Source organism: Streptomyces sp. NPDC048523, assembly GCF_043199815.1.
In the GTDB taxonomy this organism is placed as follows: Bacteria; Actinomycetota; Actinomycetes; order Streptomycetales; family Streptomycetaceae; genus Streptomyces.
Map to the genome: position 1 here is coordinate 77,395 of NZ_JBICWQ010000007.1, position 13,808 is coordinate 91,202.

Genomic DNA, 13,808 nt, shown 5'->3' on the forward strand with positions numbered 1-13,808 from the left:
GGCTCTCCCGTCTCTCACATGGTCACGCGGTCGCCGTCCACGGCGTTCATCGTCCGAACGACACGCACACCGGGCCGGTCACGACACCGGCGCAGCCTGCTCGACGCCCGCCGGTGCCTTGGCCCCCGTACGCGGGACGCGGGTGCGGGTCCGGGCGGCGAAGGCGGCGATGCCCAGCGCGGCCATGCCGACCGCCCAGCCTCCCCCCAGCAGGAGGCAACCGGCCGGCACCACCTGCAGACCGGCAGCCGCCACCGAGGTCTGCACCGCCGCGTAGGCCGGCAGCAGACGCACCACGAGACTGTCCGCGTCCGGGTTGATCAGCGGGTTCTGCAGCACCAGATCAATGGAACTGATCATGATGGCGAGGAACATGCCGGCCAGCTCGCTGCGCACCACGGCCGCCAGCACCATCCCGATTCCGCCGTAGACCACGGCGCCGGTGAACATGCCCGCGGCGAGCACCAGGGGCTGCTCGGGCCGCCAGAACAAGTGCATCCACGCGGTGGTGTAGGCGGCGACCACGGCCGCGACCAGAAGGAGCGCACTGCACTTGGCGAGCGCGAGACCCGACCGCGGAAAGCCGGCCCGCACCACACGCTGGTCGAACGGCGCGGAACGCACCGTGGCGACGAACATCATGAACGCGATGACCAGCGACAGGGCCTGCAGCGCACCGTTGATCTGGAGCAGGATGTTGCCGTCCATGACCACCGTGTGGCCGACCGGACGGATCCGGAACCGCAAGGGGGCGGACGCCACCACCGTGAACGCCAGCGTGGTCCACAACGGTACGAACAGGACCACGATGAGCAGCGCCAGCCGGTTGCGCGCCTGCTCGATCAGCGCGAACCGCACGGCCGTACGGAAGCAGGACCACCACCGCGTCATACCGCCGCCGCCGTCCCCGCTTCGGTCTGTTCCGTCTCCTGCAGTAAGCCGGCATCGAGGCGGTACAGGGTGTCCAGGCGGGAGGCGTCGTGGGCGAGGTGGGAGACCACCAGTACCGCGCAGCCCCGGTCCCGCAGGTCGGCTGCCACATCCCAGAACCGCAGGTAGGTGTCCCAGTCGAAGCCCTGATACGGCTCGTCCAGAAGCAGCACCTGAGGGTCGTGCATCAGGGCGAGAACCAGATTGAGTTTCTGGCGCGTGCCGCCGCTGAGCGCCGCCACCCGATCGTGCCGGTAGTCGCTGAAGTTCAACCGCTCCAACAGCTCGAAGGCCCTGGTCAGGCTGCTGATGCCGTAGGCGGTCCGAAAGAACTGCAAGTGCTGCTCGACGGTGAATGCCTGGTGGAGCACGGTGTCCTGGGGGCAGTTGCCCAGTCGGCCCGCCCGCTCCACCACACCGCTGTCCGCGACGAGATCTCCGGCCAGGATGCGCAGCAGCGTGCTCTTGCCGGCGCCGTTCTCACCGACGATGCCCACCAGTTGACCGGCAAGAAGGTCGAGGGACACCCCGCGCAGGACAGGACGCCGCCGGTAGCCCTTCCACACCCCTCGCACCCGCAGCACCGGGTCGAGCGAGCTCACCACCGCACCCTCCACATCGCTGCGCACCCCTCGACCGAACGCCGTCTGTTCTCGGCTCCGGTCCTGCAACGATCACGACATCCCACAGGACACGAACGGATACATGTCGGGCGGGTAAGTCCTAGTTGCTCCTGAGCACCCCGCGCGAGACCGTGAGCCGGGTGATCCCCCAGAACAGCGCCAGCGTCGCCAGCGCCATCAGGGCGACCAGTGTGGCGCCGCCCACGACCTTCTCGTAGTTGCGCTGGTACAGGCCGTCGACGATGTACCGGCCGAGGCCGCCCAGGGAGACGTACGCGGCGATGGTGGCCGTCGACACGATCTGGATGGCCGCCGAGCGCAGTCCGCCGAGGATGAGCGGGAGGGCGACCGGGAGTTCGACCCGGAAGAGCACCTCGATCTGGTGCATGCCCATCCCCCGGGCCGCGTCCACCGGGGCGGGATCCACCGACCGCATCGCCTCGTAGGTGGTGACCAGGATCGGCGGCACGGCGAGCACGACCAGCGGGATCATCACGTTGATCAGTCCGAAGCCGAGCGACAGGGTCATCAGGACCAGCAGACCGAAGGTGGGCACGGCCCGCCCGGCGACGGCGATGAAGGCCAGCGCGTTGCCGCCCCGCCCGTAGTGCCCCGTGACGAGTCCCACCGGCAGTCCGATCGCCGCGGCGATGGCGAGGGCCTCCAGGGTGTACTGGACGTGCTCGCCGAGCCGGGTGGGAATCCCGTCGTAGCCCTGCCAGTGCGCGCTGTCGCTGAAGAAGGCGTTGATGAAGTTGAGGACGTTCACCGGGCGGCGACCTCCGGTTCGGGCCGCTCCGCGCGCCGCGCACGCGCGCTGCTCGGCATCCACGGCGTCAGGAGCAGGCGTACGACGACCAGCAGCCCGTCGGCGAGGATCGCGAGGACCGCCATGGTCAGCACGGCGTTCACGGCGAGTTCGGGCCGGTTGTAGATGTTGGCGTCGTTGATGAGGTTGCCGAGCGCGCCCTGGTTGCCGATGAGGGCGCCGACACTGACGAGGGAGATGCTCGACACGGTCGCCACCCGCAGCCCCGCGATGATGGCGGGCACGGCGATCGGCAACTGGACCTGGATGTAACGGCGTATCGGTCCGAAGCCCATCGCCGTCGCCGCCGCGAGGGTCTCCTGCGGCACCGAACGGACGCCGTCGACGATCGCCGGGACCAGGATGACGAGGGTGTAGACGGTGAGCGGGATCATCACGGTGAGTTCGGTCTGGCCGGTGTAGTCGATCAGGACCACGAAGAAGGCCAGTGACGGGATCGCGTACAGCACGGTCGTCACCCACAGCACGGGCGGGTACAGAAACCGGAAGCGCACGCACAGCTGGGACAGCGGCAGGGCGACCAGCAGCCCGGCGAGGACCGGCAGCAGAGCTTCCCTGAGGTGCAGGCCGATCAGCCCGAGCCAGCTGTGCTGGAGGTCGCTCGGGATGTCGAAGAAGCCGTTCACCGGGCGGCCTTGGCGTCCGTACGGCCCTCCGCGTGCGCTCCGCGGATCGCCTCGCCGATGGCCTGCTGGGAGACCACTCCGGCCACCCGCCCCTCGGCGTCGACGCCGACGGCCCACCCGGTGGGCGAGAGCACGGCACAGTCCAGCGCGGCCCGCAGCGAGTCGGTGCCGGCCACGAACGGGCGCCCGTACGACAGGAGCCGGGCCGTGTCGACACTGCCCGCGGTGAGGTCCCGCGGCTCGCTCCAGCCGAGGGGCTTGCCGTCCACGTCAGTGACGAGGAGGTAGGGGGCGTCGGCCGTGTCGCGGGCGGCGATCTGCTCGGCGGTGGCGTCGAGGGCGACGACCGGTCCGGTGAGCAGCCGGAGTCCGGAGGAGGGGAAGAAGGAGAGCCGCCGGATGCCGCGGTCGGTACCGAGGAAGTCCTCGACGAACGCGTCGGCGGGGTTGGAGAGCAGTTCGGCGGGCGGCGCGTACTGGGCGAGCTTGCCGCCGGTGCGCATCACGGCGACCATCGTGCCGATCTTGACGGCCTCGTCGATGTCATGGGTGACGAAGACGATGGTCTTGCCCAACTCGTCCTGGATGCGCAGGAGTTCGTCCTGGAGCCCTTTGCGGACGACGGGGTCGACGGCCGAGAACGGCTCGTCCATCAGCAGGACCGGAGGATCGGCCGCGAGCGCCCGCGCCACCCCGACGCGCTGCTGCTGGCCGCCGGACAACTGGTAGGGGTACCGCTTGGCGAGGGAGCCGTCGAGGCCGACCCGCTCCATCAGCTCCCGGGCCCGGGCCCGTGCCTTCTCCTTGCCCCAGCCCAGCATCCGGGGCACGGTGGCGATGTTGTCGACGATCGTGCGGTGCTGGAAGAGACCGGCGTTCTGGATGACGTATCCCATGGACCGGCGCAGCGTGTTGACGTGCTGCTGCCGGCTGTCCTTGCCGTCGATCAGGATGGTCCCCTCGCTGGGTTCGACCATCCGGTTGATCATGCGCAGGGTCGTCGTCTTGCCGCAGCCCGAGGGACCTACGAGGACGGTGATCGAACTGTCGGGAATCTCCAGGGAGAGGCGGTCGACCGCCACCGTGCCGTCCGGGTACCGCTTGGTGACTGAATCTATCCGTATCAAAGCGCCGCATACCCTTCGGGTCTGCCAGAAGTTGTCCGCGTTCGGCCGGTCCAGCAGGCCGTCCGGCTGAGTCTAGACCGCTTGTGTTGCAGACATTCGAACAGTGGCGCCGATCCCCCACTGTGCGCGACCTGTGAGTTCCCTGATTCTCATCCATCGTTCAGCGAAGCCACAGGGTTCGCCCAGCACCGGGCCCGAGGGTCGTCATCACCACCGCTCGGAGACCTGGAACCTGGAGTACGTGCCATGACTACCCTCGCCCCACCGCCCCCGCCGACCACCCAGGACGGCCGGCACCGGGCCGTGCCGTCCGCCGCGAGCAGCCGGCTGCGCAGGATGTTCACCGGTGCCCCCGAGGACCCCCGCTGGGCCCGCCCGGCGCTGTGGGCGATCCTGGTGCTCGCCACGGCGCTGTACGCCTGGAACCTGTCGTCCCTCACCGGCAACACCTTCTACGACGCGGCCGTGTACTCCGGCACCAAGAGCTGGAAGGCGTTCTTCTTCGGCGCCCTGGACTCCGGCAGCTTCATCACGGTCGACAAACCGCCGTTCGCGCTGTGGGTGATGGGGCTCTCCGCACGGGTCTTCGGGTACGGCACCTGGCAGCTGATGCTGCCGATGGTCGCCGTCGGCACCGGCTCGGTGGCCCTGCTGTACCGCATGGTCAAGCGGGACTTCGGTGCCGTCGCGGGCACGATCGCGGCGCTCGCGCTCACCCTCACGCCCATCACCGTCGCCATCGACCGGGACACCAACCCCGACCCGATCCTCGTCTTCCTGATGCTGCTGGGCGCGGCCGCGCTCATGAAGGCCGTGCGCACCGGACGGCTCGTGCCGCTGGTGTGGTCCGGGGTCGCGATCGGCTTCGCGTTCAACACGAAGATGATGCAGGCGTACGTCGTCCTGCCGGCCTTCTTCCTGGTCTATCTGTGGGCGGCGAAGGGCTCGCTCGGCCGCCGCATCCGCAACCTCGCCGTCGGCACGGTCGCGCTGCTCGTCTCCAGCGCCTGGTGGATGGTGGTCGTCGACCTCATCCCCGCGTCCTCCCGGCCGTACATCGGCGGCTCCACCGACAACACGGTGTGGGACCTGGTCATCGGCTACAACGGCTTCGGCCGGATCTTCGGGGCGAGTTCGTCGGTGGGCTCGCAGGGCAACGGCGCCAGTTTCGGCGGCGAGGCGGGTCTGTACCGGCTGTTCAACAGCATCATGGGCGGCCAGATCTCCTGGCTGATCCCCTTCGCCCTCGTCGCGCTGATCGGCGGTCTGGTGCTGCGTGGCCGGGCCCCGCGCACGGACGCCAAGCGGGCGGCGGTGCTGCTGTGGGGCGGCTGGTTCGTCCTGCACTACCTGACCTTCGCCCTCGCCGAGGGCACCTTCCACCCGTACTACGTCACCGCCATGGCACCCGGCATCGCGGCTCTGGCCGGTATCGGCGGCGTGATGCTGTACCGGGCCTTCCGCGAGGGTGCGGCCGTGAAGTGGGCGTGGGTGCTGCCTGCGGCGATCGCCATCAGCACGGTGTGGGCGGTCCTTCTGCTCCAGCGGGTCTCCGGCTCCGGGACGCTGTACACGGTCGCCGAGGTCGTGGCCGGGGTCGCCGGTGCGGTCGCCGTGATCGGGCTGCTGCTCGGCCGGTTCACGGGGAGGCAGCGGCTGACGGGCATCGCGGCCCTCGCGGCGGTCGTCGCCCTGCTCGCCGGTCCCGCCGCGTACTCGGCGTCGGCGGCCACCTCCAGCACCAACGGCACCAACCCGACGGCCGGTCCGAGCACGGGCGGCATGGGCGGGGGTGGCGGCATGGGCGGCGGCCAGCGTCCCAGCGGCACCGGCGGCCCGGGCACCGGCACCAGCGGCAGCGGCAGCGCGCCGAGCGGCTCCGGCGGCTCCAGCTCCAGCTCCAGCTCCAGCTCCAGCTCCAACAGCCAGTCCGCGTCCGGCCGTACGGCCGGAGGGATGGGCGGTGACGCCCAGGTCTCCTCCGCGATGATCTCGTACCTGAAGAAGAACCAGGACGGCGCCACTTGGCTGGTCGCGGTCGCCACCGACCAGACCGCCTCCTCGATCATTCTGGAGTCCGGTGAGCCGGTGATCTCCATGGGCGGCTGGTCCGGATCCGACAACGCCATGACCCTCGCCAAGCTCAAGAGCCTCGTGAAGTCCGGCAAGCTGCACTACATCGTCATCAGCAGCAGCGGCCAGGGCTCCTCGAACTCCGAGATCTCCACCTGGGTCAAGAAGAACGGCACGGCGGTCTCCGCCTACAGCGGCCTGTACCGCCTCGGCTGACGAGCACGCGCTACACGGTCACACGGAGGGCGGGTGCTGTCAGGGAACGGCCGGGAAACCGGGCGTACGCAGCACCCGTCGCTCCGCGTCCACCGCGAACACCTCGCAGCCGTCCAGGGAGGCAGCCCAGTCGACGCCCCCCGGGCCCAGGGCGAAGGCCGCCGTGGCGACCGAGTCGGCCTCCGTGAGCGTCGGGGCCACGACCGTCAGGCTGAGCAGGCCCGTCGCCGGGCGGCCGGTGCGGGCGTCGAGGATGTGGTCGCCGCGTTCGTAGCGGGCGGAGGTGGCCACCGCGCCGTCGGTGAGCTCCAGGACCGTGCACAGCTTGTCGGCGTGTTCGGGGTGCCGTACGCCCACCCGCCAGGGGCCGCCGGCGGTGACCACGTCACCGCCGGCGTTGAGGACGAACCGCGTCGCGCCGGCCGCTGTCAGCAGCTCCGCCGCCCGCTGCACCGACCAGCCCTTGACCACCGCGCAGGGGTCGAGCCGGCGACCGGGCAGCCGTACGTCGAAGGCGCCGCCGGTGGCGACCCGGTAGTGCTCGCACAGGTCGAGGATCTCGCGCAGCTCCGCGCTCAGCGCGTCCTCGGACAGTTCGCCGCGGTCGTACCGCGAGACCTCGCTGTCCTCCTTGAACGGGCTGAACCGGGCGTCGACCTCGCGCAGCCACGCGAAGACCGCGTCGGCGGCGGACTCGGGGACGTGCTCGTCGTCGACCCGGAGGGAGACCGGGAAGCCCATGACGTGTTCGACGCGGTGCAGCATGGTCGGTGCCTCAGCCCCTCGCGTCGATCGCGGCCTGCAGGGACTCCTTGTAGGCCTCGCTGGTGATGGTCGCGCCGGACACCGTGTCGATGTCCGCGCTCTGCGCCTCGAGAGTCTCCGCCACCAGCACCGGCACGGCGGCCGTCGTCTGCGGGTGGTTCGGCTGCTGGAGCAGCTTCACCGCGGTGATCTTCGTACCGTCGAAGGTCACCTGGACCTGCACGGGGCCCTTCTCCGTGCTGAGGGCCGAACCGTCGACGGTCCGGGAGGACGCCTCGGAAGCGGACGCCGGGGGAGAGGCCGACGCCGCCTTCGCGTTGTCGTCGATCGCGGCCTGGAGGGACTCCTTGTAGGCGTCGCTGGTGATCGTCGCGCCGGAGACGGTGTCGATGTCCGCGCTCTGCGCCTGGAGCGTCTCCGCGACCAGCTTCGGCACGGCGGCCGTGGTCTGCGGGTGGTCGGGCTGCTGGAGCATCTTCACCGCGGTGATCTTCGTACCGTCGAAGGTCACCTGGAGCTGTACGGGCCCCTTCTCCGTGTCGATCGTGGTGGTCGTGACCACGTTCGTGCCGGAGGTTCCGGATGTCCCGGAGGAGGACGTCGAGGGCGCGGGCGTGGTGGCCTGGGCGGTGGAGGTGCCGGACGACGGCTGGTACAGCCAGACGGGGACCAGGCCGGCGATGCTCAGGACGACGACAGGTATGGCTCGTTTCACGGTCTGTTCCTCATCCCGCCAGGCTGAAGCGCTCGAAGTGGATCTGCGGTTTGGGCACGTCCAGCTCGCGCAGGCTGCCCAGGACCGCGGTCATCATCGGGGGCGGTCCGCACAGGAAGACGTCCCGCTCGGCGATGTCGGGCACGAGCCGCGCCAGCTCACCGGCCGCGAGCTTGTCGGGCACCGGCGGGCCGGTGACCAGGTGGAGTTCGGCGCCCTTGGCGAGCGCGAGGTCGCGCAGCTCGTCGTAGAGGACGGCGTCCCGGTCGGAGCCGACGCGGTAGATGACGACGGCGTGGCCCTGCACCTCCTCCAGGAGGGCCCGGATCGGGGTGACGCCGACGCCGCCGGCGATGAGCACGGACTCGGGGCGGGTGCGGTGCAAGGCGGTGAAGGCGCCGTAGGGGCCCTCGGCGAAGACGCGGGTGCCGACCTTGAGGTGCCTGAGGGCGGCGCTGCCCTCGCCGGCCGCCTTGGCGGTCAGGCGCAGTGTCCTGCCGTCGGGGGCGGCGGAGAGGGAGAAGGGGTTGGCCTGCCACCAGCGGTCGGCGGTCAGGAAGCGCCACAGGAAGAACTGTCCGGCGCGGGCGGGGAGTTGGTCGAGGTCCTTGCCGCTGATGTAGATCGAGACGACGTTGTCGCTCTCGGGCACGACGGCCGTCACCCGGAACTGGTGGCGCCAGTTGCGCCACAGCGGGAGCACCGCGCGGCCCAGGACGACCGAGCCGAGCGCGACGCCCCAGACGCCGTACCAGTACCCGGTGGCGACGGACGAGGAGGTGAAGGTGGTGCCGACGGCGACCTGGTGGGTGAAGGCCAGCACCACGGCGACGTACGTGTACAGGTGGATGAAGTGCCAGGTCTCGTAGGCGAGACGGCGCCGGGCGTACCGGGCGGAGACCGCGCCGACCAGGATGATCAGGCAGAACGCGACGATCGCGCGCAGGACGCCCTCGGTGGTCTCGGCGAGGTCGACGATCTCGCCGATCGGGCCCACGTCGGTGCCCTCCGCGTAGCCGAAGCTGATGAAGGTGACGTGCGCGAGGAGGGTCCACAGGATGCCGAAGCCGGTCCAGCGGTGCCAGGAGGTCAGCCGGTCCATGCCGATGCGGCGGTCGAGCCAGGGCAGCCGGGCCACCAGGACCAGCTGGAAGGCCATGATGAGCGCGGCGTACAGGCCGGTGAGGCGGCCGAGCACGATGAGCGCGTTGGAGGCGAAGCCGGCCTGGGCGAAGAACCAGGCGACCACCGCCGCGTTGGCGGCCAGCACGGCGTAGAGCCCGGTGCGGGCCACCACCCTGGGGCGTTTGATCGCCGTGGGGGGCGCGGGGGGCGATTGGACGGTGGTCACGGGTCGTAGCTCCTTGATCGGGGCCTCTGGATTATCGAGCTTCTCCGGTGGGAGCTGTCGATCAGCTGTCGTACAACTTTCAAGAGGTTATCGATCTGCTTACGGGCCCCCTCCGGCTCTGGCTTTCCGGTCGCCGTGAAGCACTATGAGCGGGTGGAAAAAGTACGACTCCTCGTCGTGGACGACGACCCGCCGATCGCCGATCTCGTGGCGACGGTCGCCCGCTACGAGGGCTGGGAGGCGGTCACCGCGAACTCCGGCGAGGAGGCGCTCAGCCGCGCCGCGGAGTTCCGTCCCGACATCGTGGTGCTCGACCTCATGCTGCCCGACATCGACGGCTTCGGCGTCCTGGACCGGCTACGGCGCTCGGGGACGATGGTGCCCGTGGTGTTCCTCACGGCGCGCGACACGGTCGCCGACCGGGTGGCCGGGCTGACCCGGGGCGGGGACGACTACCTGGTCAAGCCGTTCGCGGTGGAGGAGCTGATGGCCCGGCTGCGGACCGTGCTGCGGCGCAGCTCCGGGCCCGGCTTCCAGCGCTCGGTGCTCGCGGTCGCGGACCTCACCATGGACGAGGACACCCGCGAGGTGCGCCGGGGCGACAAGCTGCTCACGCTCACGCCGACCGAGTACGAGGTCCTCAGGTACCTGATGCGCAAGTCGCCGACCGTGCTCACCAAGGCGCAGATCCTCGACCACGTGTGGGAGTACGGCTTCGGCGGCCGCTCCAACGTCGTCGAGCTGGTCGTCAGCCGACTGCGCCGCAAGCTGGACGAGCCCGACGACGGCAGGGTGCCGCTGATCCACACCGTGCGGGGCTTCGGGTACGTCATCCGGCAGGCCGCCGAGTGAGGTCCTTCCTCGGCCGGCTGCGGTCGGCGTACCGGAGGATGCGGCTCGGCACCCGCCTCGCGCTGGGGCTCGGAGCGGTGGCCCTGGTGGTGTTCGCCGTGGTGGGCACCGCGCTGACCACGTACATGCGGGACTATCTGTCGGCCCAGCTCAACGAGCAGCTGTCGCTCGCCCAGGTCGCCCAGTCGAAGAGCATCGCGGAGTCCGGCACGCTCACGGGCAAGAAGTACTGGAGCTGGTACTACGCGGTGTACGACGTCAAGGACGGCACCCCGCGGCTGCGCACACCCGAGGACCCCTCCGACCTGCCGGAGGACGTCGAGGAGTTCACCGCCGTCGCGAAGACGCAGACCGTCGCGCACACCGAGGTCCTGGCCACCGAGCACCTGAAGGGTCAGGGCGAGTACCGGCTGCGCGCCTGCGAGGTCGAGCCCGGTGTGGTCCTGGTCAGCGCGGCTCCCATGGACGACATCGACGCCACGGTACGGCGGCTGATCACGGTCCAGGTCGTCGCCTTCGGTCTCGCGCTGCTGGCTCTCGTGGTGGTCGGCCGCAAGCTGCTGCGCCGGGGCCTGAAACCGCTGAGCGACATGGCGCACACCGCGCACGGCATCGCCCTGCACGACCTGACCGAGTCGGCGGCCCGGCTACCGCTGCGTGCCGACAAGCGGGGCGGCGGTCCGGAGGTCGAGGAGCTGCGGACGGCGTTCAACACGATGCTGGAGCACATCGACGACTCCCTCGCGGTCCGTGCGGAGGCCGAGCAGCGGCTGCGCCGGTTCGTCGCGGACGCCTCGCACGAGCTGCGCACGCCGTTGATGTCCGTACGGGGCTATGCGGACCTCTTCCAGTACGCCGCCGCCAACGCCCCCGAGGAGCGTGACAGGCACCTGGCCCGGCTGCGTGCCGAGGCCGCCCGCATGGGCTTCCTCCTGGACGACCTGCTGCTGCTCGCCCGTCTGGACGCGGCGGAGGTGGAGACCCCGCTCCGGCCCGTCGAGACGGATCTGGTGGAGCTGGTGGAGCACGCGGCCGACGCCCTGCGCGCGAGCCACCCGGACCATCCGCTGACGGTGACGCCGGGCCCCCAGGCCCTGAAGCTGCGGCTCGACCCGCAGCGCGTGCGCCAGGTCCTCGACAACCTCCTCACCAACGCGGCCGTGCACACCCCGGCGGGCACAAAGGTGTCGGTCGGGGTGCGGGTGCGCGACGGGCACGCCCAGGTGCGGATCGCGGACGCCGGGCCGGGCATTCCGGCCGCCGACCAGGAGCGGGTCTTCGACCGTTTCTACCGCGTCGACAAGGCCCGCAGCCGGGACCGGGGCGGCAGCGGCCTCGGCCTCGCGGTGGCGAACTCCCTGGTCCGTGCGCACGGCGGCACGATCGAGCTGAGCAGCGAGCCCGGCTCGACGGTGTTCACGGTGTCGCTGCCGCTGAGCCTCACCCGGTCGTGAGTCTTACGAAGCCGTGACGTGGCGGCCCGGGTCCGGCGGTCCGGGCAGCTCACGGCCCTAGGTTGAGGGCATGCGCGTACTGGTCACCGGCGGTGCCGGTTTCATCGGATCCCACATCGTCGAAGCGCTCGCGGCACACGGCCACGAGCCCCTCCTGTACGACGTCCGGGCCGATCCGGCGTCCGACGTACGGGACCCCGATGCCGTCCGCGACGCCCTGGGCGGAGTGGACGCGGTGTGCCACCAGGCGGCCATGGTCGGCCTCGGCGTGGACTTCGCCGACGCCCCCGAGTACGTCTCCCACAACGACCTCGGCACGGCGGTCCTGCTCGCCGCGATGGCCGAAGCGGGGGTACGGCGGCTGGTGCTGGCCGGGTCGATGGTCGTGTACGGCGAGGGCCGCTACACCTGCGCCCGGCACGGGACCGTACGGCCGGGCCCGCGCGCCGTCGCCGACCTGGACGCGGGGCGCTTCGAGCCGCCGTGCCCGCGGTGCGGCGCGGACCTCTCCCCCGGTCTGGTCGGCGAGGACGCCCCGGTCGATCCGCGGAACGTGTACGCGACGACCAAGCTCACCCAGGAGCATCTGGCCGCGTCCTGGGCGCGGGCCACGGGCGGTTCGGCGGTGGCGCTGCGCTACCACAACGTGTACGGCCCTGGCATGCCCCGCGACACCCCGTACGCCGGCGTCGCCTCCTTCTTCCGCTCCGCGCTCGCCCGCGGGGAGGCCCCACGCGTCTTCGAGGACGGCGGCCAGCGCCGGGACTTCGTCCACGTACGGGATGTGGCCGCGGCCAACGTGGCGGCGCTGGAGGCGAGTTCGAGGGGCGGCGCGCTCACGTCGTACAACACCGGAAGCGGCGAGCCGCACACGGTGGGCGAGATGGCCCGCGCGCTGGCCGAGGCGTACGGCGGTCCCGAGCCCGTGGTCACCGGCGAGTACCGCCTCGGGGACGTACGGCACATCACGGCGGACTCGGCGCGGCTGCGGGCCGAGCTGGGGTGGAAGGCGGAGGTCGGATTCGCCGAGGGAATGCGGGAGTTCGCGGGCGCCGGGATGCGGGGCGCGTAGCCCGCGGTGGACCGGTGGTGCCGCCCGTGAAAGAAAGCGGCCACGGGCGGCACCACCTCTTTTCAGGTGGCGGCCGACGGCAGCAGCACTTCGAAGCGGCAGCCGCCCGGCACGTTGCGTACGGTGGCCCGGCCCGCGTGGGCCTCCACGATGCCCCGGACGATCGCGAGGCCGAGTCCCGCCCCGGCAGGCGGAGTTCGGGCGTGGGTGCCGCGCCAGCCGGTGTCGAAGACGCGGGGCAGGTCCTCCTCGGGGATGCCGCCGCAGCCGTCCGTGACGGACACGACGACACCCTCGGCGCGGTGCTCGGCGGCCACCGCGACCGTCCCGTCGGCGGGCGTGCGGCGGATGGCGTTGACGAGGAGGTTGCCCAGCACGCGGCTCATCTCCTTGCCGTCCACCTCGACCGGCACGGCCGCCACCCGGTCACCGACCAGCCGTACGCCGTGTTCGCGCGCCAGGGGGTCGGCGCCCGCGAGGGCGTCCGAGACGAGGTCGTACAGGGAGATCCGGCTCGGGGTCAGCGCCAATGCCCCCGCGTGGATGCGGGAGAGTTCGAAGAGGTCGCCGACCATGTCGTTGAGACGTTCGACCTCGGTGCGGATCTGCCGCAGGTAGCGGGCCGGGTCGGCGGCGACGCCGTCCTCCAGGGCCTCGGACATCGCGCGCAGCCCGGCGAGCGGGGTGCGCAGGTCGTGGGAGATCCAGGCGACGAGTTCGCGCCGGGAGGACTCCAGGGCGCGTTCCCGCTCCCGGGACTCGGCGAGTTTGGCGCTGGTGGCCTCCAGCTCCCGGCTGAGCTCGGTGAGTTCGGCGGTCGTGGGGCCGCCGGGCGAGGTGAAGTCGCCGCCGTCGCCGAAGGAGCGGGCGGCGAGCGCGAGGGCCCGGCTGCGGCCGGTGACCCAGCGGCCGAGCAGCAGGGCGGTGGCCAGCGAGACCACGGCGGCCATCAGGACGACGGTCGTGACGACCCGCAGGTCGTGCCCGGACAGGAACATGGCCTGGGCGACCGCGAGGGTCCCGGCGAGCATCGCGGTGACACCGACCGCGGCGACCACGGCGAGGTGCAGGGAGAGCGAACGGCGCCGGACCAGCACGAGCACCCAGGCGCCGAGGAGTCCGGCGGCGACGGCGCCGAGGAAGGCGTAGAGGGCGATGAGGAGCATGTCGTTCAC

Annotated in this window: 13 protein-coding genes; 4 read left to right on the top strand and 9 right to left on the bottom strand. The window is 71.1% G+C overall.

Annotation, left to right across the window (positions count from 1 at the left end):
• Window positions 1-78: 78 nt before the first annotated feature.
• The 5 genes from ACGFWE_RS32555 to ACGFWE_RS32575 form a co-directional block, all read right to left on the bottom strand.
• On the bottom strand, window positions 79-891 hold the full coding sequence (locus ACGFWE_RS32555; protein ID WP_393603579.1) for an ABC transporter permease: 813 nt from the start codon (window positions 889-891) through the stop codon (window positions 79-81).
• Window positions 888-1,559 (bottom strand): ABC transporter ATP-binding protein, encoded by a 672-nt coding sequence (locus ACGFWE_RS32560; RefSeq protein WP_393603581.1) that lies wholly within the window; start codon window positions 1,557-1,559, stop codon window positions 888-890. Before ACGFWE_RS32560 ends, ACGFWE_RS32555 begins: the two co-directional genes overlap by 4 nt.
• A 94-nt stretch (window positions 1,560-1,653) precedes the next feature.
• Window positions 1,654-2,322 (bottom strand): ABC transporter permease, encoded by a 669-nt coding sequence (locus ACGFWE_RS32565; RefSeq protein WP_352381960.1) that lies wholly within the window; start codon window positions 2,320-2,322, stop codon window positions 1,654-1,656.
• Window positions 2,319-3,008 carry an ABC transporter permease subunit gene (locus ACGFWE_RS32570; protein ID WP_352381961.1) on the bottom strand — a complete coding sequence of 230 codons (690 nt, stop codon included), beginning with the start codon at window positions 3,006-3,008 and terminating at the stop codon, window positions 2,319-2,321. Before ACGFWE_RS32570 ends, ACGFWE_RS32565 begins: the two co-directional genes overlap by 4 nt.
• A complete protein-coding gene (locus ACGFWE_RS32575; RefSeq protein WP_393603584.1) occupies window positions 3,005-4,135 on the bottom strand; it encodes an ABC transporter ATP-binding protein in 1,131 nt (376 codons plus the stop codon). The genes ACGFWE_RS32570 and ACGFWE_RS32575 overlap by 4 nt, the downstream gene beginning before the upstream one ends.
• Before the next feature lie 246 nt (window positions 4,136-4,381).
• On the opposite strand from ACGFWE_RS32575, the gene ACGFWE_RS32580 reads away from it, so the two are divergent.
• The gene (locus tag ACGFWE_RS32580; RefSeq protein WP_393603586.1) at window positions 4,382-6,424 is read left to right on the top strand and encodes an ArnT family glycosyltransferase; all 2,043 of its coding nucleotides are present in this window, start codon (window positions 4,382-4,384) and stop codon (window positions 6,422-6,424) included.
• 39 nt (window positions 6,425-6,463) lie between these two features.
• Here the strand turns inward: ACGFWE_RS32580 and ACGFWE_RS32585 are convergent, their stop codons facing one another.
• From ACGFWE_RS32585 to ACGFWE_RS32595, 3 genes are read right to left on the bottom strand one after another with little or no spacing between them, the layout of a single operon-like run.
• Window positions 6,464-7,189: an FAD:protein FMN transferase gene (locus tag ACGFWE_RS32585; protein ID WP_393603588.1), complete on the bottom strand. Its 726-nt coding sequence runs from the start codon at window positions 7,187-7,189 to the stop codon at window positions 6,464-6,466.
• Window positions 7,190-7,199: 10 nt separating this feature from the next.
• A complete protein-coding gene (locus ACGFWE_RS32590; RefSeq protein ID WP_393603590.1) occupies window positions 7,200-7,904 on the bottom strand; it encodes an FMN-binding protein in 705 nt (234 codons plus the stop codon).
• Between the two features lie 10 nt (window positions 7,905-7,914).
• Complete coding sequence (locus tag ACGFWE_RS32595; RefSeq protein ID WP_352381970.1) at window positions 7,915-9,255, bottom strand: ferredoxin reductase family protein; 1,341 nt, start codon at window positions 9,253-9,255, stop codon at window positions 7,915-7,917.
• Between the two features lie 177 nt (window positions 9,256-9,432).
• On the opposite strand from ACGFWE_RS32595, the gene ACGFWE_RS32600 reads away from it, so the two are divergent.
• The 3 genes from ACGFWE_RS32600 to ACGFWE_RS32610 all read left to right on the top strand — a co-directional run bounded on the left by ACGFWE_RS32600 (window position 9,433) and on the right by ACGFWE_RS32610 (window position 12,633).
• A complete protein-coding gene (locus tag ACGFWE_RS32600) occupies window positions 9,433-10,107 on the top strand; it encodes a response regulator transcription factor (RefSeq protein WP_352382547.1) in 675 nt (224 codons plus the stop codon).
• A 38-nt stretch (window positions 10,108-10,145) separates the two neighbouring features.
• The gene (locus tag ACGFWE_RS32605) at window positions 10,146-11,561 is read left to right on the top strand and encodes a sensor histidine kinase (protein ID WP_393603896.1); all 1,416 of its coding nucleotides are present in this window, start codon (window positions 10,146-10,148) and stop codon (window positions 11,559-11,561) included.
• A 70-nt stretch (window positions 11,562-11,631) separates the two neighbouring features.
• Window positions 11,632-12,633 (top strand): NAD-dependent epimerase/dehydratase family protein, encoded by a 1,002-nt coding sequence (locus ACGFWE_RS32610; RefSeq protein WP_352381974.1) that lies wholly within the window; start codon window positions 11,632-11,634, stop codon window positions 12,631-12,633.
• Between the two features lie 62 nt (window positions 12,634-12,695).
• On the opposite strand, the gene ACGFWE_RS32615 is transcribed toward ACGFWE_RS32610, so the two are convergent.
• Window positions 12,696-13,808 (bottom strand): sensor histidine kinase, encoded by a 1,113-nt coding sequence (locus ACGFWE_RS32615; protein WP_393603592.1) that lies wholly within the window; start codon window positions 13,806-13,808, stop codon window positions 12,696-12,698.